Source organism: Flavobacterium bizetiae (assembly GCF_024271895.1).
GTDB lineage: Bacteria > Bacteroidota > Bacteroidia > Flavobacteriales > Flavobacteriaceae > Flavobacterium > Flavobacterium bizetiae.
The window spans coordinates 1853651-1876104 of record NZ_CP091861.1 but is presented as its reverse complement, the minus strand read 5'-3'; the positions used below and the strand labels follow the sequence as shown (position 1 = coordinate 1876104).

Annotated in this window: 24 protein-coding genes; 12 read left to right on the top strand and 12 right to left on the bottom strand. The window is 34.2% G+C overall.

The features are described 5' to 3' along the window. Positions 1-77 precede the first annotated feature (77 nt). A complete protein-coding gene (thiH, locus tag L0669_RS08285; protein WP_263762705.1) occupies positions 78-1205 on the top strand; it encodes a 2-iminoacetate synthase ThiH in 1128 nt (375 codons plus the stop codon). A 66-nt stretch (positions 1206-1271) separates the two neighbouring features. After that, positions 1272-1982 (top strand): HesA/MoeB/ThiF family protein, encoded by a 711-nt coding sequence (locus tag L0669_RS08280; RefSeq protein WP_263762703.1) that lies wholly within the window; start codon positions 1272-1274, stop codon positions 1980-1982. Here L0669_RS08280 and L0669_RS08275 read toward each other — a convergent pair. From L0669_RS08275 to L0669_RS08260, 4 genes are all read right to left on the bottom strand, one after another. After that, positions 1979-2773, bottom strand: a complete 795-nt coding sequence (locus L0669_RS08275; RefSeq protein WP_263762701.1) for an MOSC domain-containing protein — start codon at positions 2771-2773, stop codon at positions 1979-1981. The genes L0669_RS08280 and L0669_RS08275 overlap by 4 nt on opposite strands. Next, the gene (gene aat / locus L0669_RS08270) at positions 2773-3414 is read right to left on the bottom strand and encodes a leucyl/phenylalanyl-tRNA--protein transferase (RefSeq protein ID WP_263762699.1); all 642 of its coding nucleotides are present in this window, start codon (positions 3412-3414) and stop codon (positions 2773-2775) included. Before aat ends, L0669_RS08275 begins: the two co-directional genes overlap by 1 nt. A 351-nt stretch (positions 3415-3765) precedes the next feature. Then, positions 3766-4137, bottom strand: coding sequence for a DUF3127 domain-containing protein (locus tag L0669_RS08265; RefSeq protein ID WP_121322382.1), 372 nt, complete (start codon positions 4135-4137; stop codon positions 3766-3768). Positions 4138-4168: 31 nt separating this feature from the next. After that, the gene (locus tag L0669_RS08260) at positions 4169-5044 is read right to left on the bottom strand and encodes a flavin reductase family protein (protein ID WP_263762697.1); all 876 of its coding nucleotides are present in this window, start codon (positions 5042-5044) and stop codon (positions 4169-4171) included. A 161-nt stretch (positions 5045-5205) separates the two neighbouring features. Between L0669_RS08260 and L0669_RS08255 the strand changes: the two genes are divergently transcribed. Beyond that, the gene (locus L0669_RS08255; RefSeq protein ID WP_173969210.1) at positions 5206-6354 is read left to right on the top strand and encodes a sensor histidine kinase; all 1149 of its coding nucleotides are present in this window, start codon (positions 5206-5208) and stop codon (positions 6352-6354) included. A 73-nt stretch (positions 6355-6427) separates the two neighbouring features. Here L0669_RS08255 and L0669_RS08250 read toward each other — a convergent pair whose 3' ends face one another. Both L0669_RS08250 and greA read right to left on the bottom strand, forming a co-directional pair. Next, positions 6428-6814: an HIT family protein gene (locus L0669_RS08250; RefSeq protein WP_173969211.1), complete on the bottom strand. Its 387-nt coding sequence runs from the start codon at positions 6812-6814 to the stop codon at positions 6428-6430. 102 nt (positions 6815-6916) lie between these two features. Continuing rightward, the gene (greA, locus tag L0669_RS08245) at positions 6917-7393 is read right to left on the bottom strand and encodes a transcription elongation factor GreA (protein WP_173969212.1); all 477 of its coding nucleotides are present in this window, start codon (positions 7391-7393) and stop codon (positions 6917-6919) included. 155 nt (positions 7394-7548) lie between these two features. Between greA and L0669_RS08240 the strand changes: the two genes are divergently transcribed. Next, positions 7549-7962 (top strand): Rieske (2Fe-2S) protein, encoded by a 414-nt coding sequence (locus tag L0669_RS08240; RefSeq protein ID WP_263762695.1) that lies wholly within the window; start codon positions 7549-7551, stop codon positions 7960-7962. Between the two features lie 52 nt (positions 7963-8014). Here L0669_RS08240 and L0669_RS08235 read toward each other — a convergent pair whose 3' ends face one another. The 5 genes from L0669_RS08235 to L0669_RS08215 all read right to left on the bottom strand — a co-directional run bounded on the left by L0669_RS08235 (position 8015) and on the right by L0669_RS08215 (position 14410). Further along, positions 8015-10204: a TonB-dependent receptor gene (locus L0669_RS08235; protein ID WP_263762694.1), complete on the bottom strand. Its 2190-nt coding sequence runs from the start codon at positions 10202-10204 to the stop codon at positions 8015-8017. 344 nt (positions 10205-10548) lie between these two features. Then, entirely contained in the window at positions 10549-10953 is a 405-nt protein-coding gene (gene arfB, locus L0669_RS08230) for an alternative ribosome rescue aminoacyl-tRNA hydrolase ArfB (protein ID WP_263762692.1), read from the bottom strand. Next, the gene (locus L0669_RS08225; RefSeq protein WP_263762690.1) at positions 10953-13067 is read right to left on the bottom strand and encodes a DUF4301 family protein; all 2115 of its coding nucleotides are present in this window, start codon (positions 13065-13067) and stop codon (positions 10953-10955) included. Before L0669_RS08225 ends, arfB begins: the two co-directional genes overlap by 1 nt. Next, entirely contained in the window at positions 13028-13651 is a 624-nt protein-coding gene (gene pnuC / locus L0669_RS08220) for a nicotinamide riboside transporter PnuC (protein WP_263762688.1), read from the bottom strand. Before pnuC ends, L0669_RS08225 begins: the two co-directional genes overlap by 40 nt. A 30-nt stretch (positions 13652-13681) precedes the next feature. Continuing rightward, on the bottom strand, positions 13682-14410 hold the full coding sequence (locus tag L0669_RS08215; RefSeq protein WP_263762686.1) for a phosphoglycerol geranylgeranyltransferase: 729 nt from the start codon (positions 14408-14410) through the stop codon (positions 13682-13684). An 82-nt stretch (positions 14411-14492) separates the two neighbouring features. Here L0669_RS08215 and L0669_RS08210 point away from each other — a divergent pair, with 82 nt between their 5' ends. From L0669_RS08210 to L0669_RS08200, 3 genes are all read left to right on the top strand, one after another. Further along, a complete protein-coding gene (locus L0669_RS08210; RefSeq protein ID WP_263762684.1) occupies positions 14493-15089 on the top strand; it encodes a Crp/Fnr family transcriptional regulator in 597 nt (198 codons plus the stop codon). Between the two features lie 80 nt (positions 15090-15169). Further along, positions 15170-15457 carry a hypothetical protein gene (locus tag L0669_RS08205; protein ID WP_173969220.1) on the top strand — a complete coding sequence of 96 codons (288 nt, stop codon included), beginning with the start codon at positions 15170-15172 and terminating at the stop codon, positions 15455-15457. Further along, positions 15454-15852 carry a group III truncated hemoglobin gene (locus L0669_RS08200; protein ID WP_263762681.1) on the top strand — a complete coding sequence of 133 codons (399 nt, stop codon included), beginning with the start codon at positions 15454-15456 and terminating at the stop codon, positions 15850-15852. The genes L0669_RS08205 and L0669_RS08200 overlap by 4 nt, the downstream gene beginning before the upstream one ends. 244 nt (positions 15853-16096) lie before the next feature. Here L0669_RS08200 and L0669_RS08195 read toward each other — a convergent pair whose 3' ends face one another. Next, positions 16097-16747 (bottom strand): 4'-phosphopantetheinyl transferase family protein, encoded by a 651-nt coding sequence (locus tag L0669_RS08195; protein WP_263762679.1) that lies wholly within the window; start codon positions 16745-16747, stop codon positions 16097-16099. Between the two features lie 321 nt (positions 16748-17068). Between L0669_RS08195 and ahcY the strand changes: the two genes are divergently transcribed. From ahcY to L0669_RS08170, 5 genes are all read left to right on the top strand, one after another. Then, positions 17069-18385, top strand: coding sequence for an adenosylhomocysteinase (gene ahcY / locus L0669_RS08190; RefSeq protein ID WP_263762677.1), 1317 nt, complete (start codon positions 17069-17071; stop codon positions 18383-18385). Positions 18386-18601: 216 nt separating this feature from the next. Continuing rightward, positions 18602-20920 (top strand): patatin-like phospholipase family protein, encoded by a 2319-nt coding sequence (locus L0669_RS08185; RefSeq protein WP_263762675.1) that lies wholly within the window; start codon positions 18602-18604, stop codon positions 20918-20920. A 267-nt stretch (positions 20921-21187) separates the two neighbouring features. Next, on the top strand, positions 21188-21757 hold the full coding sequence (locus L0669_RS08180) for a hypothetical protein (RefSeq protein ID WP_263762673.1): 570 nt from the start codon (positions 21188-21190) through the stop codon (positions 21755-21757). 33 nt (positions 21758-21790) lie between these two features. Further along, the gene (locus tag L0669_RS08175; protein WP_263762670.1) at positions 21791-22075 is read left to right on the top strand and encodes a hypothetical protein; all 285 of its coding nucleotides are present in this window, start codon (positions 21791-21793) and stop codon (positions 22073-22075) included. Between the two features lie 42 nt (positions 22076-22117). After that, positions 22118-22450, top strand: a complete 333-nt coding sequence (locus L0669_RS08170) for a DMT family transporter (protein WP_263762668.1) — start codon at positions 22118-22120, stop codon at positions 22448-22450. Positions 22451-22454 lie beyond the last annotated feature (4 nt).

The following is a 22454-nucleotide window of genomic DNA, read 5'->3' as shown; positions in this document are numbered from 1 at the left end:
TAACACAAAGCTTAGCGAACTTTGCGTAAATCTTAGCGCACTTTGCGGTAAAAAACTCGCAGTTAAAACACAATCCAATGAAAACATTCAAATCGGTTTTTGAGAACTATGATTGGGATACTATTCAATCTAAAATATACCAAACCACATCAAAAGATGTAGAACGCTCTTTATCCAAAACCAAACGAAATCTCGATGACTTTTTAGCTTTAATTTCTCCTGTTGCCCAAAATTATCTGGAGCAAATGGCGCAGGAATGCCACGAAATCACCAAAAAACGTTTCGGTAAAACCATTCAAATGTATGCGCCGCTTTATTTAAGTAACGAATGCCAAAATATTTGTACTTATTGTGGCTTTAGTTTAGACAATAAAATCAAACGAAAAACCCTTTCTGATGCAGAAATTAAACTTGAAGTGGAAGCTCTAAAAGATCTGGGGTTCGATCATGTTTTATTGGTTACAGGTGAAGCAAATTATACCGTAAACATCAATTATTTCCTGAATGCTATTGCTTTAATACGAAAAGAGTTTTCAATTATTTCGGTTGAAGTTCAGCCACTTTCTACTGAAGATTATGAACGATTGCATGAAGCTGGTGTTTATTCGGTTTTGGTGTATCAGGAAACGTATCATCAGGAGGTTTATAAAAAGTATCATACAAAAGGCAAAAAATCAAATTTCGATTATCGATTAGAAACGCCTGACCGAATTGGAACGGCGGGAATTCACAAAATAGGTTTAGGCGTTTTATTAGGATTGGAAGACTGGCGAACGGATAGTTTTTTTAATGCCTTGCATCTGGATTATCTTCAGAAGAAATACTGGCAGACGAAATACTCCGTTTCTTTCCCCAGATTACGTCCTGCCGAAGGCATTATCGAACCTAATTTTATTATGGATGATAAAGATTTGACCCAACTTATTTGCGCATATCGTTTGTGGAATGAAGATCTTGAAATCTCTATTTCTACCCGCGAAAACGAAAAATTCAGAAACAATATTATCCCAATTGGCGTTACAAGTATGAGCGCGGGATCTAAAACTAATCCGGGTGGTTATGTCGTTGATCCGCAATCTTTGGAACAATTTGAAATCAGTGACGAACGTTCAGCAAAAGAAATTGCCCAAATCATAACAAACTCAGGCTATGAACCTGTTTGGAAAGATTGGGACAGAAATTTTATTTCAAATTTTAGATTTTAGATTTCTGATTTTTTTAATCCTATTTCAACAATCTAAAATCTAAAATCAACAATCTAAAATTACAAAATGAGTATTATACAAGAATTCCTCCGCTATAACAGACAAACTATTTTACCCGAAATTGGTGACGAAGGGCAGGAAAAACTAAAAAAAGCTAAAGTTTTGGTTATTGGTGCCGGAGGTTTAGGCTGTCCGATTTTACAATATATTTCGACTGCCGGAGTTGGTTCTATTGGCATTATTGATTTTGATACTATCGAAATTCACAATTTGCACCGTCAGATTTTATATACCGAAAATGAGATTGGTCAACTGAAAGCTGTTGTTGCCAAAGAAGTTCTTTCAGAATTAAATCCTTTGATAAAAGTGGAAGCTATTACTGAAAAACTGACTTTAGAAAATGCATCAAGTATCATTGAACAATATGATATTGTGGTAGATGGTTGTGATAATTTTACCACGCGTTATTTGGTTAACGATACTTGCGTAGCTTTACAAAAACCGTTAGTTTACGGAAGTATTTTAAAATTTGAAGGACAGGTTGCCGTTTTCAATCATAACGGAAGCAAAAATTTACGCGATTTATTTCCTGAAATGCCAGATCCAAAAAATGTTCCGAATTGTAATTTAAATGGCGTTTTAGGAACTTTACCCGGTATGATCGGTACTATGATGGCGCACGAAACCCTTAAATTAATTCTGGAATTACCTACTTTAAAAAATGAATTAGTCCTTTTTAATACCTTAAATTGGAATTTTACAAAACTGAATTTCTAGAAAACAATTTCATCCCCAACATTAATAATTCCTGAATTTAAACTCACAATATTGGTTCCAAATAAAACTGAATTATTTACATTTCTGTATTTGCTTAAGGTTTTCAGCGGTTCTTTTTTTAATTTACCATTGTCAGGATCATTATTTACCATAATGCATCTTCCGCAAGGTTTTACGTTTTTAAATTGAACTTCTCCTATTTTAAAAGTCGTAAAATCATCTTCTTCATGCGGACTTTGACTGCTGATTACAATGTTAGGACGAAATCTTAAAACGGTAATTTTATCCGCTAATTTTTCATTTAGAAAATCTAAACTTTGACTTCCTATCATTAAATAAGGATAACCATCGGCAAGACTCACATTGAAGGTTTCTTTTAGTTTCGAACTTTCGTGTTTGCGATCTCCGTTTTTAATGATTTTAACCAATTTACATTCAAAACCCAAATGTTCACTAAACCATTTAGAAGTCGATTTATTTACTTCTATAACTTCACTTTTATCATCCCAGACATTCACTGTTATAGAATTTTCTAAATGTTCATCAATAGAAAATTCATGCTTTTGATCCTGAAAAGTAATACTAATTTTTCCGTCTGAAATTTGCGGATAAAACTGACTCATAATGCGATGTTCTCTTTGCGTTATCATTTGATTTTCAGCATCGATCAACATCCATCTGCGGTCATTTTCGAATCCCATTTCTTCGGCTAAAGCATTTTGACAGCTAATTCCGGCCAGACTTTTTATTGGGTAGATATAAATTTCTTTTACACTGTAAATTGCGCTCATTATTCCTTATTTTCTATAATAGACATAAATTCTTCACGATCGATTTCGCGGCAACCTAAACTTTCTAAATGCGGATTATAAACCTGACAATCTAAAAGTTTATAATTTTCTTTTTTTAGATGATTAACCAAAGCAATAAAAGCTACTTTTGAAGCATTTGACACTTTTGAAAACATACTTTCTCCACAAAAAACATGGCCTAAATCTATTCCGTACAAACCTCCAACCAGAACCTCATCTTGCCAAACCTCAACAGACTTTGCAATTCCCTGTTCGTTCAGTTTACAATAAGCATCAATCATTTCGTTTGAAATCCAGGTTCCGTTCTGACCATCGCGTTTTATATTCTGGCAATTCGAAATAACAGCCGCAAAGTTTTGATTAAACGTAACTTTAAACTGATTCCTATTCAGGATATTACGCATACTTTTAGACACAATCAATTCATCCAGAAACAAAACCATTCTTGGATCCGGTGACCACCAAAGAATTGGATCTCCTTCATTAAACCAAGGAAAAATTCCGCTTTTGTAAGCCAACTTCAATCGTTCCGGATTTAAGTCGCCACCAATGGCCAAAATTCCTTCTTCATCAGACTCTGAAACCGGAGGGAAAAATAAATCGTTGAATACGTAGTACATTTTTTAAATTCCAAAATTTTTAAATTCCAAATTCCAAACTTAGTGAAAACCTTTGTCAAAGTTTTGAACTTTGACAAAGGTTTATGTACACAATCTTGTCATTTCGACCGAAGGGAGAAATCGCACTAGTTGCTCTATAACAATTGTCGATATTCTTTGACGATTTTAGTGTGTGATTTCTCGTTCCTTGAAATGACAACATTGCGTCAAACATTACGGATGCTGCAAACGAAGATTCCTCATTCTTCGGAATGACATAAAATGCGTTGAGTCTTCAATACAAAAAATTCCAAACCCCAATTGCATATTTATGAATTGGAATTTGGAATTTATTTCTTGATTTTTAAACTTTTAGAACGGTAAATCGTCTGGTTCGTCTTCGTTTAAGTTAGTTGCCGGAGCAAAAGCTTCTGCAGCTGGCATAGCTGGAGTTTGTCCAGGACCTTCTGGTGCTAATCTTTCGATTCTCCAACCTTGAATACTATTGAAATATCTGGTTTCTCCTTGTGGATTAACCCATTCTCTTCCTCTTAAATTGATAGAAACTTTTACGGCTTCACCTTGCTTGTAGCTACTTAATAAATCGCATTTATCTTGTGTAAATTCGATCAAAATATGCTGTGGATACTGCTCATCTGTGGTAACAACCAACTCTCTTTTTTTGAATGCAGCACTAACTTGTTGCTCTGGGTTAACCACTTTTACTTTTCCTGTAACTTCCATCTTCTTCTATATTAATTATTGTTTCTTTTCTCTATTTCTTTGCTAAAAGCACTTTCCATGCCGATGAAATATCATCTTTATTGAGATATTTTTTCGCTTCTAAGTGCACCTTTTCCTGATCATCGGAACTTAATACTCCTTTTACTGAAAAATTTTCTTTCACAAATATACTAACTTCTTCCGTTGTAGGCAAGGCTTCAATGTTACCTAATTTGCCCAGGTCATTTCCGTTAAAAACGGGACTTTGTCTGATATGATTCGGGATCACATCTACTCCAACCCCCAGCGTTGTTAAGGGTTTTGGCACTTCAAAAAGTCCTTCATTCGATCTTGAATACCAGTTACTTCCTAATCTCGAAACCAGATCAATTTTATGCTGATCGATGGCTCCGTTTTCATCTAAAATAGCTTCGTGAATATGAATTTTCACTACTTCACAAAGGATCAAATTGCCTGCTCCGCCTTCTGTTCCTAAAGGAATTATCTGCGTGACTTTGCATTCAAACTGCACCGGCGACTCTTTTACACGATAAGGTTTAACAAAATCCGAAGGGATTTGTGTTAAGCCTGCTTTGATAAATTCGTTTACACCTTCTCCATATTCCGTACTTGCCAATGAGGTTTGCTGTACAATATCATAATTGACCACATTAATTACCACTTCGCGGGTTGCCTCTGCATTGATCAAAGTATGTTTTACAGTATTATCACGTACACGACGTGCTGGCGAAAAAACCAAAATTGGCGGATTGGCACTGAACACATTAAAGAAACTAAATGGCGACAAATTCGGGATTCCTTTTGTACTAATGGTACTTGCAAATGCAATAGGCCTTGGCCCCACAGCACTTTGCAAATAACCCTGCAGTTTTGCCGTTGGTATTTCTTTAGGATCGATACTAATCATAGAATTTTCTTTTTTACCAAATCTCATTTTGGTAACTGCAAAAGTAGAGAAATGGTTTATTCAAAAGAAATAGTTTTAGATTTAAAAACAAAAAATCTTTAGCTGTTTATAAAATATTAAATGTGTTTATTTCGTTATATTTATACCACAAAAAAATATTTATGTCTTTTTCCGAAAGAAGAAATACAACCCGTTGGATTATTATTTTTATTTCCTTTTTAATCATTTCGTTGATTCTTTGGAACACTTATACTTTTTTTCAAATTTTTAAAAATGAAGAAAGACTAAAGATGAATCTTTGGGCGAATGCGCAAAAGACATTAGTTAACGCAGATGAAAATACTGATTTAGATTTACCTCTCGATATTTTAAACAACAACACTTCGGTTCCTGTTATGCTTACCATGTATAACAAAGTGATTAGTTCTGTAAATGTTCCCGAAGAAGTACTGGCAGACAAAAAGAAATCAATGTCTTATCTGAATAGTTTAAAAAGCGAAAATGAGCCCATCATAATCGAATACGCACCGGGAAAACATCAGGAGGTTTATTACGGAAACTCGGCATTACTTAATAAACTCAAATATTATCCGGTGGCTTTATTGCTGATTATCTTTTTGTTTGGCGCTTTGATTTATAACTTTTACAGAAGTAATAAAATGGCAACCCAAAATAAACTCTGGGCGGGAATGGCCAAAGAAACGGCGCACCAAATCGGAACACCTTTATCTTCTTTGATTGGCTGGGTTGAAATATTAAAAACAGAAGAAATTGATCAGTCTATAACCACTGAAATAGAAAAAGATATCGAGCGATTGCAAACCATTACAGATCGTTTTTCTAAAATTGGATCGGTTCCTGTTTTAGAACAACATGATATTATTACGGAAACATTGCGTACTTACGAATACTTGCAATCCCGTTTTTCTAAACAGGTTACTTTTTCTTATAATGCTCCAAAAGAACCTATTTTAGTCATGATAAATCCAACGCTGCACAGCTGGACGATCGAAAATTTAGTCAAAAATGCTATTGATGCCATGAAGGGAAAAGGCAGCTTAGATCTTCGAATTGAACAAGATGCACATCATGTAAAAATAAACGTAAAGGATTCCGGAACCGGAATTGCCAAAAACCAGTTTAAAACCATTTTCGAACCTGGTTTTACGACTAAAAAACGCGGTTGGGGATTGGGACTTTCTTTAACCAAACGAATCGTTGAGGAATATCATAGCGGTAAAATAAAAGTTTTACATTCTGAAATTGGAAAAGGAACTACATTTCAGATTTCTCTAAATAAAAAAGTGTAGCAAAAATTACTTTACTACACTTTGTTTTTATGTTTAAATGTCAGGCTTGAGCGAAATCGAAGCCTCTATATTTTTACAAATTCGCCTGAATACTTTTAGCCAAAGCTTCAAACTCTTCTTTAGAAAGTTTTACTTTATTATGAAAACGCATTTCATCCATTTCGTTTAGCGGAATTAAATGTACGTGCGCATGAGGTACTTCTAATCCTACAACGGCTATACCTACTCTTTTGCAAGGAACAGTTTTCTCTAAAGCGATTGCAATTTTCTTAGAAAACTTCATTAGCCCTAAATACAACTCATCATCCATATCAAAAATCTTATCGATTTCTTGTTTAGGAATACAAAGTGTGTGTCCTTTTGCATTTGGATTTACATCTAAAAAAGCCAAAAAATTATCGTCTTCAGCGATTTTGTATGCAGGAATTTCTCCGTTTACTATTTTAGTGAATATGCTCATCGTGTAATCGTTAATTTGGTGAATCGTTTAATCGTTTTAACCGATTAAACAAATAAACTTTTAAAATCTTAATAGAGAGATTGCTTCGTTCTTCGCAATAATTTAGTCTCTTGTAATTTCAAGAATCTCGAATTTCAAAACTCCGTTTGGTACTGTGATTTCAGCTACTTCTCCAACAGATTTTCCTAGTAAACCTTTTCCAATAGGAGATGTTACAGAAATTTTTCCTGTTTTTAGATCTGCTTCACTTTCTGCAACAAGCGTATATTTCATTTCCATTCCGTTGCTTTGGTTTTTAATTTTTACATTAGAAAGTACCAACGCTTTCGAAACATCTAATTGAGATTCGTCTATTAATCTTGCATTAGAATACACTTCTTCCAGTTTAGAAATTCTCATTTCAAGTAAACCTTGTGCTTCTTTTGCGGCATCATATTCGGCGTTTTCAGATAAATCACCTTTGTCTCTTGCTTCTGCTATATCTTGAGATGCCTTTGGACGCATTACACTTTTCAAATGCTCCAACTCATCTTTTAATTTTTTTAATCCTTCTGCTGTATAATAAGATACTTTACTCATAACTTCGTCGTTTATATAAATACAAAAAATCCCATCGGGACGGGATTTTGTATTACAAATATACTATTATTTTTTATAGTACATAATTATATGTTAATCATATAAAAATCAAATCTAAATAAATTATTTTTGTTTCACTAATTCTTATTAAAATAATGAAAAAATTCTGGATCTTAATTGCGTTTGTTTCTATCCTCTTCTCTTGTAGCGATAATGGCGTTAGCAACAAAAACCCAAACATACCTAGTTATCCTGTTAACCTGACAGTTGACATGAACTTACCGGCGTATTCAAATCTTAAGTTTGCAAGTAACGGTGTTATTGTTCCTAATTACGGAGCAAAAGGAATTATTATTTTTAATACAGGAAGCGGCTATAATGCATTTGATGCTGCTTGTCCTAATCAGGTTGTTACTTCATGTATTGCTATGACAATTAATGGTATCAATGCGGTTTGTTCCTGCGATAAAACAGAGTACAGTTTATTTACCGGACTTGGAGGAAAAGAATATCCACTAAAACAATATCGCGTTGAAGTAGGCGGAAGCGTCATTCACGTTTATAATTAATAAAAAAAGCCTGAAAATTTACACTTTCAGGCTTTTTTTATTTTGATAAGTATTAGAATTTCAATGTCAATCCGGCTAAGAAATTAATTCCTGCCTGAGGATAATAATATGGATAGATATCCCACATGGCTCCGTTTGAAACATATTTTTTATCCAGAATATTATTTACCAAACCAGTAATTGTAATGGATTTAAAAACAGATTTTGGTTTTATTTCGTAAGATACATTCAAATCATTTACAAAATAATCTGCCAATTTTGCTGAAGGCAATTCGATATTATTCATGTATTGTTCGCCAACATATTTCTGCAATAGCGAAATGTGTAGACTTTCTAAAGGGCTGTAAACAATTATATTTCCTGCAATAATTTCCGGAGAATATGCAATTTTAGTCGTTCCGTAATACTGTCCTTCTACCGCTAAATCAACATTTTTATTGCTGCTTAAAGTAAAGTTGGGTCTAAGAATAAATTTCTCCGAAAGTTTAATTGTGGCATCAACTTCAAAACCTAAACGGTAACTTTTTTCAGTATTCGCACGAATTGGCGCTCCAACATCATCTAATCTTCCGGTTAAAATCAACTGATCTTTATATCCCATATAATAGAAGTTAGAATTCAATTGGAATTTTTCTGAATTGAATCTCCAGCCTAATTCAAAATCATTTAATTTCTCAGGTTTTACGTTTCCGCCTTCGTAATCGGTTCTGTTAGGTTCACGATTGGCACGTGCGTATGAAAAATAAAGCGTACTTTTTTGATCGATTTCGTAGTTTAAACCCGCTTTTGGATTAAAGAAATTGAAAGTATCATTTACCAAACCTGTTTCTTTTGAATTTGCTTTGTATTGCACTCTTCTATATTGTAAATCGCCATAAAAGCTTAGTTTTTCTGTAAACTGATAATTTGCTTTTGCGAAAATATTTCCGTCTGTTTTTGATGAATAATCATCGTAATAATGATCTCCCAATTCTGAAGGTCCTGAATTTCTAGCCCAAATTACTTTACCATAATGATCTCCTTCATATTTGTTCCAGCCACCACCAAGAATAGCATCAAGTTTTTCTTCTTTGTATTTTACTGAAAAAGTAGTTCCGTAGAAATTATTATCTAACCATTTCTGACGAATTAAATCAGTTCCGGGAACTAGTTCTCCTAAATCATTCTCCACCATTTTTGTTGGCAGAATTGGTCCATATCCTGCGATTGGCTCATCGTATTTATAATTTTCGTAATACCCTAGTCCTTTTGTATAATGCAAAGCGAAGTTACTGCTCCATTTATCAGACCATGATTCACTCCAATGCAATTGATAATGGTTTTGTTTATAATTATCGGTTTCATTATTATAAAAATGAACATTTCCTGCTTCATCTTTATACTTACCTGCTGAATTATAGGTGCGGTTTGAATTTAAAGTTTCGCCATCAATTCCGTTCCAGGATTGGTAAGTTTCTTCTGTTCCGCCAAAAACCAAAGCTTTAATCAAAGTGGTTTTACCCACATAAGTTCCCTGAAGAAAATAAGATTTAAGATCTGAACTTCCGCGATCGATATAACCATCAGATTTAATGGTTGATAAACGTCCTGCCAATTCAAAATGATCATTTAATAAACCTGTACTAAATTTTACAGTATTTTTATTTGAATTGAAACTTCCGTAAGAACTCGAAATTTCTCCCGTTGGTTTTGATGCATAATTATCGGTAAGCATGTTTAAACTCGCGCCAAAAGCAGAAGATCCGTTAGTAGAAGTTCCTACTCCACGCTGCAATTGCAGACTTTCTACAGAAGAAGCAAAATCGGGCATATTTACCCAAAAAGTTCCCTGGCTTTCAGCATCATTATACGGAATTCCGTTGATGGTTACATTTACCCTAGTAGCATCACTACCACGCACTCTGATTCCGGTATAACCTATTCCGCCTCCCGCATCAGAAGTTGTTACTACAGATGGCAGATAATTCATTAAAACAGGAATATCCTGTCCTAAGTTTCTAAATTTAATTTCTTTTTTATCCATATTACTAAACGTAACCGGAGTTTTTGTAGTAACACGAACTGCCGAAACTAACACATCATCAAGCTTGTTGACTTTGGTTGAATCTTGTTCCTGTGAAAAAGAAGAAAGAGAATAGAGGAAAGAAAATAGAATAAAGAAAATAGATTTGATTCTGCTCACTTTTTGAAGCTTAGAACCTTTGCAACTTAGTACCTCAGTACCTTTAAAAATAGTTTTCATTCGTAAAGAATTACGAATAAAAGGGGGAATTATTCTTTGTTAAATTAATAAAATGTTTCACGACAAAATATAGTGTGCACGCTAAAATTGTCGTTTTTTCCCTTAGCAACATTACTCGCTCAGGTTCTTTGGGTATGATCTCAGCTCGTTATTTAGAGCACCCCTTTGAGACAGTGCAAATGTAGTGTTAAAAAACAAATTCCAAAAATTAAATTCCAAATTCCAAAACTTACAAATCTTCAATTTTAAAACTATAAAAAACAAATTCCAAATTCCAATTGAAGCCCGCTTCAGGTGAGCCTTTTGGAATTTGGAATTTATAAATTGGAATTCTAATTTTAATTTTATTCCAAATCCGGCTTTCTTCGAGATTGTTTTCTTTCAGAAATATTCTTTTTGTCTTTGATTCTTTTTTTAATTACCGATTTTGGAATCTTGGTTGCTTTACGAATTTTAGGCACAAACAATCCTTTTTTGATAATCTCCAGGAAACGTTTTATCACAATATCTTTGTTTTTAAGCTGACTTCTGTCTTCGTCACAATTTAAAATTAAGATATTTTCCGTGGTTAAACGTGGCGCAATATTGGTTAATAAAAGCAATTTCTCTTCTTCAGATAAAGCCTGAGAAGTATTCAGATCAAAAGTCAAAACCACTTTTGATGATACTTTGTTTACATTTTGTCCGCCCGCACCACTACTTCGAACAGCTTTAAAATTTAACTCTGATATGATTTTTTCGCTATCCATTATTGCGGTTGATGTGCTGCTTTTAATAAATCGTTTACTGTTTTTACCGGATTAAAAGTAATTAAAGGTACTGCTACAAAAATTGTTAGCCAGTTTGCCATTGCACCATTCCATAAGCCCGGTAATTCGTAGCTTTTAACTATTTTTCCGTCGACACTTTTTTCTACTATAAAACCTGCTTTTTGATCTACAAATTGCAGTAAATCAAACTTTTCATTTTTATAATTTTTAATCCCGCAAACTAAATCAACAGGATTAAAATGAGTGGCTTCAGCAAGAATTTCTGTTTGTTTTTTATTGGCTAAATCTACTTGAGATGTTTCTACAATCTGCAACGAAACAGCTCCTTTATCATTTCTTACCCAAAATGGCCCTCCACCAGGTTCTCCTTCATTTTTTACCATTCCGCAAACGCGAATTGGCCTATCTAATAACTCTTTGATTTTATTGACTTTATTTTCGAAAGTAAACTTATTAAAATCGCTGCTTAATTCGATATTGAGTTTTTGCATTAAAAAAGCAACCATTTCTTCGATGTTCTCTTCTTTAATTTCCTTTTGCTCAATTGCATTCAAATAGCCAAAAACTTTTTGCTGTACTTTTATTAAAACTCCTGCCAGAGCTTTTTTGTATAATGCAATTGTATCAATATGATTTTGAATTACATTATCGATGTTCTTTATAAAAATAACATCTGAATCGAGTTCTTTTAAGTTCTCGATTAATGCGCCATGTCCTCCTGGTCTAAAAACCAAATTATTGTTTTTATCTCTGATAGGAATGTTTTTAGCATCTACACAAATAGAGTCTGTGCTTTTGTTTTGGTACGAATAACTAATCGCTATTTCAACTCCTGAGTCTGCCTCTACTTTTTCCTTAAGTACCTCAACTTCATTTTCAAATAAATTTTGATGAATTTCAGAAACGGTAAAATGCAAATTAGAAACCTGATTAGAAGAAGCATAATGTACACATTCGTTCAAATGTTCTTCTATTGGGTTTGCAATGTGAGTTTTATATTGATGAAATGGCAAAACTGCTTTAGGCTTGTTTGCAAAATCAAAATAATCAGGATCCAGTAATATTTTTACGAAATAATAATTTTTATAATCGCGGTCTAAAGTTTCAAAATCAGGATAAACCTCTTTAAGCTTTTCATCTACTGATTTAAAGAACGGAAACTTATCCATTGCCACAATAAAAATAGACAAATCACTGTCTTTTTTTCTGTTGATATACGCGTTTATTGTTTCTTTTTTAATGTCAAAATCATTCAAAAAAGCACTTAAAAACTTAAACATTCTGCTTGCCGCGCCTGATGCCGGAACAAACTTTTTTAGTTTTAATTTTTCTTTTTGAAGATCAAAAAAATTGGCTCTTTCTTCAAATTCAGCTTCTGAGAGACTTAAAATTCCGTTATTGATGGTAGCCGGACTTATTAAATTGCTTTTTAAAATTCCGTTCTTAAAAATTTCAAGTTGTTTTAGAATTTTATCAAACGAAATTCCGTGATTGTATATCTGCACAAAATCAGCTGATGAAAAACCGTGCTGTTTTGCCATCGATAAAGCATCAATTATTGCAGTTGCTTTAGCCAAACGGCTTTCTTTATTACCAGAAAGTGTTATAAAAGGCTTTTTGGTATCAATTAAAGTTTGTTTGAATACAGAAAACACAGATTCTCTTCCGTCAGGAGTATCCCTAATATCATCTTTCTCCCAGGGAACATCGATATCAGTAAGGAAAAATAAATCGTAATCATGTTCTAATGCAGCTTCGTTTAAAAGCGGATCACAGAAACCATAATACATTTCAGAAAAAACTTTGGTCACCATCAAATTAGTATCAGAAAACAAATACTTTTTTGCTGAAGTCAGTTTTTTATTTTCTAATGCAACTTGTCCATATGCAATAGGCAACATATCATCAGCAACACAAATGTGCTGGTTCTCTTCCCATTTTTCCTGCAAATAATCGCGTGCAAATTCAGGAACCCATTCGGTTTCGTAATAGTCTGCAAGTTGTTTTGCCAATGTGGTTTTTCCTGTACTTTCAGGGCCAAATAAAGCAATTTTTATGATAGCTGTTTTTTGCTGTCTAAGATTTTTCTCCATTCTAAATAAGCTGAAATAGCTAAAATTGTAAAAATTAAATATTGTAACGACAACATCCCTAAACCGCGATAGGCATAAAGAGGCACTACAATAATATCGCCAATGATCCAAAGTGTCCAGTTTTCGATCTTTTTTCTGGCCATGTACCACATTCCTGCAAAAAATATTCCAGACGAAATCATGTCGACATAATTGTCCTTATGTATTTCGTAATCAAAATATTTATAAATTCCGAAAACTACAAAAACAGTTACAAAAAATAGTATAACTCCAATTATTTTTTCATTAACATTCGTTCTCGTAATAGGCAAATTATCTTCTACGGCTCCTCCTTTTGCCCAAACATACCAACCGTAGATACTCATGATAGAGAAATACCCATTAATAATCATATCGCCAATATATCCGGCAATATATAACAGGTATACCGAAATTACGGTTGCAATTAAACCTGTTGGATATACCCAAATGTTTTCTTTTTTTGCAAACCAAACACTCAAAATCCCACAAACAAAAACCAAAAATTCAAGGGCAATATGCCAAAGAGGAGCGTTTTTGTAACTTTCAAGAAAAAAATCTATCATTTTGGATGGTTGTTTTTGGTTGTTCTTAATTTATGATTCAAAAAAGTGACTGTCGTTTTCAAAAGCAGTTCCAATAACTACTAAATCTGCACCGGCTTTGTACGCATTTTGAATTCCGTGCAAATCTACAATTCCTCCTCCAACAATAATAGGAATATCAACATTTTGAGCTATTAACTGTATCATTTCCAGCGGAACGGGTTGTTTTGCTCCGCTTCCGGCTTCTAAATAGATTAACTGGTTGCCCAGCATTTCTCCCGCTTGTGCAGTGGCCAAAACCAAATCAAAATTTTCTCTGTTTAATGGTTTTGTTTTGCTTACACGTGCTACGGCAGTTTCATTACCGCTTTCGATCAAAATATATCCTGTAGAAATCACTTCAAGATTTGTCTTTTTAAGAATTGGCGCTGCCTGAACCTGATATTCTATCAGATAATCCGGATTTCGGCCTGATAACAGAGACAAAAATAAAATAGCATCGGCCTGAGGTGAAATCTGCGACGGATTGCCCGGAAATATCACCACAGGCAACTTTGTTTTTTGTTTTAATGCTGCAATTAAATCTTCTAAAATTGTCGATTCTACGATACTTCCTCCCACAAAAATATGTGTTGCAGGAGATTGATTTATTTTAAGCAATAAATGATCTAAATTTTCCCAAACAATTTTATCAGGATCCAAAAGTATGGCCAGCAATTTTTGTCCGTTACTTTTAGCTTCCAGAATTTGCTGGCGTATATTGGGTATTTTTTGTCTCATAACGGGCGTAAAAGTAAAAGTTTTTTAATGTAGAAGAACTATTTTGAATGAATTATATTTGTGTTATACCTAAAACAAAATTATGATTGCAATTGATCTGCTGGAAAAATATGGTGCGTTGAAAAAAACTTTCGATAAAAATGACATTATTTTTGAAGAAGGCAATCTTCCTACGCATTATTATCAGATCATTTCCGGCGAAGTAAAAATGAGCAATTATAATGATGACGGCCGCGAATTTATTCAGGGTATTTTTTATAAAGAACAATCTTTTGGCGAACCTCCTTTATTCCTGAACCAAAATTATCCTGCTAATGCAATTGCCGTAGAAGATGCCGAAATTCTTTTACTACCCAAACACAACTTTATGAAGTTACTGCAAGAAAATGCAACCGTTAGCATTAAAATAATCGAGAATTTAGCGCAGCGATTGTATTACAAATCGGTTATGGCGGCAGAAATGTCTACGCAGGAACCGGAACATCGTATTCTAAAACTAATCGATCACGGAATTGCTTATTTTAATTTTAAGAAAGAAGAAAACGGATACCTCATCAATTTTACCAGACAGCAAATAGGCGATCTAACCGGTTTAAGGGTAGAAACCGTAATTAGGACCATAAAAGCATTAGAAAAAAAGGGCGTTCTAAAAATTATAAACAGAAAAGTATACCGATAAAAAAGTTCTTGTTTTATGATTTTAATCATAAATACAAGCTCTAAAGTGCCTGTACCTTTGTTACTCTAAAAACAAATATTATGACACTTTATCAAACAACATTCGAAAATTTCAATAAAAATTATATTGGTTCTGCAACAATGGCTGTCATTGGTCAAAGCTGTTTAGGTGCAGCTGCAGCTATGTATATTCTATCTCACGGAACCTCTATTGGTCAAATGCTGCAATTGGGTGTGATTGTTTTGGCTTGTATATTGGCCAATACATCTATCCTGGCGCAGATGAAACACAAAGTAGTTTTTAACTTTATTCTTACCAGCGTTATACTAAGTATTTTACTGATCATCCTGAACAACTTTATAGTATGAGAAAACAAATAGAAAATAGAGCTGATGTTTCTTTTTTAGTACATCAGTTCTATGATAAAATAAGAGCCGATAAAGAAATCGGCTTTTATTTTAATGAAATAATAACCGATTGGGACCTTCACCTTGAAAAACTAACGGATTTTTGGGAAACCAATTTGTTTGCCGTAAAAAAATACAAAGGCGATCCGCATGTAGCGCATAATGAAGTAGACGAGCATTTTAATGAAAAAATCACGTCGAATGAATTTGGCATCTGGCTTAACTATTGGTTTCAGACTTTAGACGAACATTTTGAAGGCGAAAACGTAGAAACATTAAAAAGACGTGCGCGTAAAATGAGTACTTTTTTATACATGAGTATGTTTAAGCACAGACAAAAAGAAAGTGAGATTTAATTATTCTGCTGTCATTGCGAGGAACGAAGCAACCTCATTATGATTGATTTAGCAGATGAGATTGCTTCGTTCCTCGCAATGACAAAATCGTGGTTACATTTCGCAGGATGGATTAAAATCCATCCCTACAAATATATTTCGTTCCTCCGGAATTATTTCTCAATTTTGATTTTTATTATAGAAATCGAAATGACAAAATTGTCGCTATTCACTGAAAACTGCCACTGAAAACTGTGACTAAAAATCACTTCTCAAAAGCATAAACCAAAGTAAAATCCTGCCCTGAAGTATTTGATTTTATTTCTTTATAATGCACATCAAAATCTACTACAAGATCATTAAAATGCAAACTAGCCTCGGTTAGATTTTTATCTAATGAAAAAGCATTTACTCTGATATGATCTTTAAAACTGATTCCTTTTTCGTTTCTGATTTTAAAGATGGCTTCTTTTGCTCCCCAAATTACGGTTAGTTCCTTGATGTAATCAGGAGTATTTTGAGTGTTTAAATAACTGGTTTCGGTATCAACAAATTTATCGGCGATTCTTAGAATCTTTTCGCGTTGCAATTCCATATCGATTCCTACGGTTTCGTCGCTAATGATAATGGCGGCAAAATCGTGCGAATGTGTAATCGAAATATGATTGTGACAATTAAAGTAAGGTTTTCCAAACTCGTCATAATGCATTTCATGATCTGTAAAACCCATTTCCTGTATTAACATACGAACGCTCAAAAAAGCACGCTGGTGCATTTGCGACTTCATTCCGTTAAGTCTTTGCTGCGTTTTTTCTTTTAAAACTACTTTGCCAGACAACTCTTCAAAAGATTCTGTTATGTGCCAAATTAAGATTTTGGTAGTTTCGTTGAATTGTATGGTTTCGAATAAAGGCATTGCTTTTTAATTATGAATTATGAGTTTTAAGTTATGAATTATTTTCCTGATTTGAAAACGAAACTTCTTATTTAATGTCTCGTGTTTCTAGCCCTGATGGGAGCGGCATCCTTTTTCTTGCTCCTTTAGCAAGGAAAAGATATAGCGGACAGCAGGAAATAGCTCCTTATTTTCAAAATCATCTTACAACAAGTAAATTATTTAGCTAAAGTTCAAAAGATTAAGAAATTAAACATTTCACAAATCTTATAGAAAGTAGTCAAAATTAAAAACCTATTCCGTAAATTTGCAAAAATTTTACAATATACAAATATACTATAAATGAGTACTACAACTACGCCTTTTGTGGCTTTCAAAGTAAAAGACATCTCTCTAGCGGCTTGGGGAAGAAAAGAAATTGAATTGGCTGAAGCTGAAATGCCAGGTTTAATGGCACTTCGCGCTGAATATAAAGACGAACAACCTTTAAAAGGTGCTCGTATCGCTGGATGTTTACACATGACGATCCAGACTGCAGTTTTAATCGAAACTTTAATCGCTCTTGGTGCAGAGGTTACTTGGTCTTCTTGTAACATTTTCTCTACTCAGGATCAGGCTGCTGCTGCTATTGCTGCTGCGGGAATTCAGGTTTATGCCTGGAAAGGTCTAGATGAGCAATCATTTGACTGGTGTATTGAGCAAACTTTATTCTTTGGTGAAGACAGAAAACCATTGAACATGATCTTAGATGATGGTGGAGATTTAACTAATATGGTTATTGACCGTTTCCCAGAATTGGTTCCTGGAATTAAAGGATTATCTGAAGAAACTACAACTGGAGTTCACAGACTTTACGAAAGAGTAAAAGCGGGAACTTTACCAATGCCTGCAATCAACATTAACGATTCTGTTACTAAATCTAAATTTGATAACAAATACGGTTGTAAAGAATCTGCTGTAGATGCTGTACGTCGTGCAACTGACTTAATGTTAGCTGGAAAAAGAGTTATCGTTTGTGGATACGGTGATGTTGGAAAAGGAACTGCTGCTTCTTTTAGAGGTGCAGGATCTATTGTAACTGTTACTGAAATTGACCCGATTTGTGCTTTACAAGCTGCAATGGACGGTTATGAAGTTAAAAAATTAAACACTGTAATTGCTAATGCTGATATCATCATTACAACTACTGGAAATAAAGATATCGTTCTTGGAGAGCACTTCGAGCAAATGAAAGACAAAACTGTTGTTTGTAACATTGGTCACTTTGATAACGAAATTGATATGGCTTGGTTGAACAAAAACCACGGTGCATCTAAAATCGAAATCAAACCACAAGTTGATAAATATACTATCGCTGGAAAAGATATCATCATTCTTGCTGAAGGTCGTTTAGTAAACCTTGGTTGTGCTACAGGTCACCCAAGTTTTGTAATGAGTAACTCATTTACAAACCAAACTTTGGCTCAAATCGAATTATGGAACAACAGCGCTGCTTACAACAACGACGTTTACATGTTACCAAAACATTTAGATGAAAAAGTTGCTGCTTTGCACTTAGCTAAATTAGGAGTTGAATTGGAAACTTTACGTGACGATCAGGCTGCTTATATTGGTGTTCCGGTTGAAGGTCCTTTCAAACCAGAATACTACAGATACTAGTAAATTTTAGATTGAAGATTTCTGATTTTAGATTTCTTTAATTACATATCAAACCCGACAGGTTTTTAAAACTTGTCGGGTTTTGTTTTTAAAAATGAGAGGCTTATTTCCGGATAAAAAAAGATTTCTATAAAAAACATACTTTTTAAAGAATAACTCCTTAATTTTAAGAATCAGAATAAGTTACTATTTCTCAACTACATAAAAACTGTACTCTTGAAAAAAACATCTTATTTATTCGTCTTATTGTTTTTGTTGTGTCTTCCGCACGTAATTTTTTCGCAGGAAAAAAAGCCTAAAGTTGTTTTAGTGCTAAGTGGTGGCGGTGCAAAAGGAATTGCACACATTCCGCTTTTGCAAAAACTGGATTCTCTTCATATCGTTCCGGACCTTATTGTGGGTAACAGTATGGGAAGCATTATAGGCGGTTTGTACGCCATGGGATATTCTGGTGACAGCATCGAAAAACTAACCAAAAACATTAATTGGGATAAACTACTTGGCGGAGGTCAATCGCTGCAATCTGTAAGCGTAGAAGAAAAAAGAGAATTTCAGCGGTATTTAGTCGGAATTGGGATTAAAAACAAAAGACTCAACAGTATTGGCTCTTTATTAAATGATCAAAATTTAAGAGAATATCTTTCTGAACTCACGTATCCGGTATATAATATTAGAGATTTTGACAGCCTTCCTATTCCGTTTAGAGCCATGGCAACTGATTTGTCTGAAGGAAAAGAGGTTATTTTAAGCAAAGGAAGCTTAGCTTATGCAATGAGAGCCAGTATGTCGCTTCCGGCTATTTTCAAACCTATGTCATACGAAAAAACAGTTTTGGTTGATGGAGGGGTTTTGAATAATTTCCCTACAGATGTTGCCAAAGAAATGGGCGCTGACATTATTATTGGTAGTGATGTGGGTGGCGGATTAGAGCCCATAGACAAACTGAATAATGTTTTAACCATACTGACACAAACCAGTATGTTCCCTAGTAACATTAAAAATCCTGCGAATAGAAAACTCTGCGATATCTTAGTAGATCACATGCCCAACCTTCGTTTTTCGACGGCAGATTTTTCAGATAGTGCCGAAATCTATAAAGATGGTAAAATTGCAACCAACGAGAATCTTCCGGCTTTAGTAGCATTATCCGAAAAATTAAAAGGATATCAGCAACGAGTTCACGAATTACCACACATGCCTTCAGAAATTATTCTGGATACGATTGTATACAAAAAAATCAGTCCGGAGAACCTTGCGCTGGTATTAGGAAGAATAAATCTTAAAACACATGTAAAATACACCACACAAGATTTAATAGCAGGTATTAACAGAGCAATGGGTACCAATCTTTTTGACGAGATTACGTACAACTATTTCGTCAAAGACGACAATAAACTAGGCGTTACCATCTTTGGTCATGAACGTGCCAAAAACCAACTGAATACATCGGTGCATTATGACACTTATCGAGGCGTTGGAATCATTTTTAATTACACCGCCAGAAATGTTCTCGCCAGAGCATCCCGTCTTCTGGTAACGATCGATATCGCCGAACAACCCAAAGCAAGAATCAATTATCAGAAAAATTTTGGAGGAAACCGAGATTGGTGGTGGTCATCTGAACTTTATGGAGCCTTATTAAGACAAGAAATCTTCTTTAATGGTAAAGCTTCAGATAACGTACTGTATAATTCTGTCGAATTTACTAATGAGATCAACAGAAATATAAACTCCCTTAAAAGCTATTTTGGTTATGGCTTACACTATCAATATTCTAATCTAAAACCAAAATACGACAGAGAATACAATCCCAACTCTCCCAACATTTCTAATTATAATTTAAATACTATAGAAATAAATGCGCACTATGCTTACAATGATATGGATAAAGTTTTCTTTGCTGAAAACGGAACAATTATGAAAGCCAATATCACCCGATCATTGCTAACAGATGTCTACACCTCTTTTAACGATCCTGAGCATTCAAGCATATCTGGTGCAACCAATGGTTATACAAAATTTGGTTTCAGTTATCAAAAAAGAGCACTTTTAAGAAAGAAAATTACAGGAATCGTTGGGTTCGATTCTTATTTTATTTTTGAAGATAAATACAAAGACGATCAAATCCCTTATTCAGATTTTGGTTATGCCTCAAAATATTTCTTAGGCGGCATCATACCAAGCTCCGGCAGCAATCGTTTTTCATTTCCCGGCCTGCACGAAGACGAGCTCAATGTTTCGCAATATATGGGCTTAAAATTAGCTTCTCAGATCAACCTTATGGGCAAAATCTACCTAACTCCCCATTTTAATATCGCAACCGTTGGTTTTGAATCTTTCGACAAATACATTAACAAAGCCTTTAGTCCAAAAGGAAAATGGGATGATGGTTTCGACCCTAGCCTAGTAATATCCGGAGGCGCCGCAATTTCCTATCAATCCATTTTGGGCCCTATACATTTCGATACTTCATGGATCAATAATATCGATAAAGTAAGGTTATTTTTTAGCGTAGGATTATCGTTCAATCCATAAATAAGCTCCCCTTTCAATCTAAAATCTAAACTCAGAAATCTAAAAATAAGTTGGGCGTGCCACCATCCCGTCAAGAGGGCAACTTACTTTGCGCTTATACGCCCTCTTACCGGGACGCTGTCGGGCTATCCACGCTACTTCGGTAGCCTGCTCCTATCCCTCACGCTCACATAAATTAAGAACATCAATTTTAATCAGATATTCAGTATATTCTTAAGTTTAAGTTTTACATTTGAAATTCAAATCCCCAATATCCAAAACCTACCTATGAGAACACGCCTTACTTTAACCCTATTATTACTGTTGCCTTTTTTTACCAACGCCCAATCTAGCATGCAAAGGCAAATGCAAGCCTCGAATGCAATGTTAAGACAACAAAATCAGATGTTTTTGCAGCAGCAACAGCAACAACGCGCTCTGGCAACCATGATGAACAACATCGAAACCAAAGAATCGAAATTAGCCAAAGAAGAAAAAAAACGCACAAAACTTCAGGAAAAATCAAAACAAAGAGAAGCTGATTTAAAAACAAAAAACGAGGAACTAAAAACTCTAGAAACCAATGCTGATACTAATGCAACCACTTTAAAAACTATCGAAAAATCTAAAAAAGAAGTTGCCAAGTCTGAAGAAAAAATAAGCGAATCAAAAACCGAAATCGAAAAAAGTTCCAATAAAATTCAGGATTTACAAAACCAGATACAGGCCGATAAAATCAAAAAAGAAGAATTAGAGAAAAAACACGAAGAAGAGAAAAAGGCCAAAGAAGAGGAAAAAAGATTAAAAGAAGAGGAAAAAGCTAAAAAAGAAAAAGAAAAACAAGACAAGAAAAAATAATAACCTCTTTTACAATTTCAGAACAATAAAAATATGATCGAGAAAGTTTTATGCGACCAACACGGTTCTAAAGACATGTCTTTTGCCTGCATACATATTGCAATGGCATTAGACGAAAAAGAAAAAGTAGGCTTTTATTATTCAGAAGCCGAAGAAGATCTCCCGCAAATTGCCTGGTGCGGAGCATGCGAACAATGGCTATTGGATAACGGCGAAGAATGGACTGATGTTTTTAAAACCAATGCCGATTTTAAAATGTTATGCGCCGACTGTTTTGATGAGGCAAAAAACAAAGAATTAGAAATTCATCTGAGGTAAATAAATCTCATGAAAAAAGTAACTTTGTAAAAAACGTCAATCATGAAGAACTTTTTATTTTTATTCATTGCTATTATTTTCGAAATCATCGCAACAACCGCATTAAAAAAGTCGGAACAATTTACTCAGCTTATCCCAAGTATTATTACACTTATAGGCTATTTTGCTGCGTTTTACTTTTTAAGTTTTGCTATCAGAACCATTCCTGTCGGATTTGCTTATGCCATTTGGTCCGGAGTTGGTATTGTATTAATTACTACTATTGGCGCAATATTCTTCAAAGAAATACCTGATTTACCCGCTATAATTGGATTGACTTTAATTATAATTGGCGTTATTGTAATTAATGTTTTTTCTAAAACTACGGCGCATTAAAACT

Coding starts and splice junctions, on each gene's coding strand:
- L0669_RS08275 (WP_263762701.1), bottom strand. CDS start 2,773: ATGAGCGCAATTTACAGTGTAAAAGAAATTTATATCTACCCAATAAAA.
- L0669_RS08170 (WP_263762668.1), top strand. CDS start 22,118: ATGAAGAACTTTTTATTTTTATTCATTGCTATTATTTTCGAAATCATC.
- L0669_RS08180 (WP_263762673.1), top strand. CDS start 21,188: ATGAGAACACGCCTTACTTTAACCCTATTATTACTGTTGCCTTTTTTT.
- L0669_RS08280 (WP_263762703.1), top strand. CDS start 1,272: ATGAGTATTATACAAGAATTCCTCCGCTATAACAGACAAACTATTTTA.
- ahcY (WP_263762677.1), top strand. CDS start 17,069: ATGAGTACTACAACTACGCCTTTTGTGGCTTTCAAAGTAAAAGACATC.
- aat (WP_263762699.1), bottom strand. CDS start 3,414: ATGTACTACGTATTCAACGATTTATTTTTCCCTCCGGTTTCAGAGTCT.
- L0669_RS08195 (WP_263762679.1), bottom strand. CDS start 16,747: ATGCCTTTATTCGAAACCATACAATTCAACGAAACTACCAAAATCTTA.
- L0669_RS08225 (WP_263762690.1), bottom strand. CDS start 13,067: ATGGAGAAAAATCTTAGACAGCAAAAAACAGCTATCATAAAAATTGCT.
- L0669_RS08240 (WP_263762695.1), top strand. CDS start 7,549: ATGAAAAAATTCTGGATCTTAATTGCGTTTGTTTCTATCCTCTTCTCT.
- greA (WP_173969212.1), bottom strand. CDS start 7,393: ATGAGTAAAGTATCTTATTATACAGCAGAAGGATTAAAAAAATTAAAA.
- thiH (WP_263762705.1), top strand. CDS start 78: ATGAAAACATTCAAATCGGTTTTTGAGAACTATGATTGGGATACTATT.
- L0669_RS08175 (WP_263762670.1), top strand. CDS start 21,791: ATGATCGAGAAAGTTTTATGCGACCAACACGGTTCTAAAGACATGTCT.
- L0669_RS08210 (WP_263762684.1), top strand. CDS start 14,493: ATGATTGCAATTGATCTGCTGGAAAAATATGGTGCGTTGAAAAAAACT.
- L0669_RS08200 (WP_263762681.1), top strand. CDS start 15,454: ATGAGAAAACAAATAGAAAATAGAGCTGATGTTTCTTTTTTAGTACAT.
- arfB (WP_263762692.1), bottom strand. CDS start 10,953: ATGGATAGCGAAAAAATCATATCAGAGTTAAATTTTAAAGCTGTTCGA.
- L0669_RS08250 (WP_173969211.1), bottom strand. CDS start 6,814: ATGAGCATATTCACTAAAATAGTAAACGGAGAAATTCCTGCATACAAA.
- L0669_RS08235 (WP_263762694.1), bottom strand. CDS start 10,204: ATGAAAACTATTTTTAAAGGTACTGAGGTACTAAGTTGCAAAGGTTCT.
- L0669_RS08260 (WP_263762697.1), bottom strand. CDS start 5,044: ATGATTAGTATCGATCCTAAAGAAATACCAACGGCAAAACTGCAGGGT.
- L0669_RS08205 (WP_173969220.1), top strand. CDS start 15,170: ATGACACTTTATCAAACAACATTCGAAAATTTCAATAAAAATTATATT.
- L0669_RS08215 (WP_263762686.1), bottom strand. CDS start 14,410: ATGAGACAAAAAATACCCAATATACGCCAGCAAATTCTGGAAGCTAAA.
- pnuC (WP_263762688.1), bottom strand. CDS start 13,651: ATGATAGATTTTTTTCTTGAAAGTTACAAAAACGCTCCTCTTTGGCAT.
- L0669_RS08255 (WP_173969210.1), top strand. CDS start 5,206: ATGTCTTTTTCCGAAAGAAGAAATACAACCCGTTGGATTATTATTTTT.
- L0669_RS08265 (WP_121322382.1), bottom strand. CDS start 4,137: ATGGAAGTTACAGGAAAAGTAAAAGTGGTTAACCCAGAGCAACAAGTT.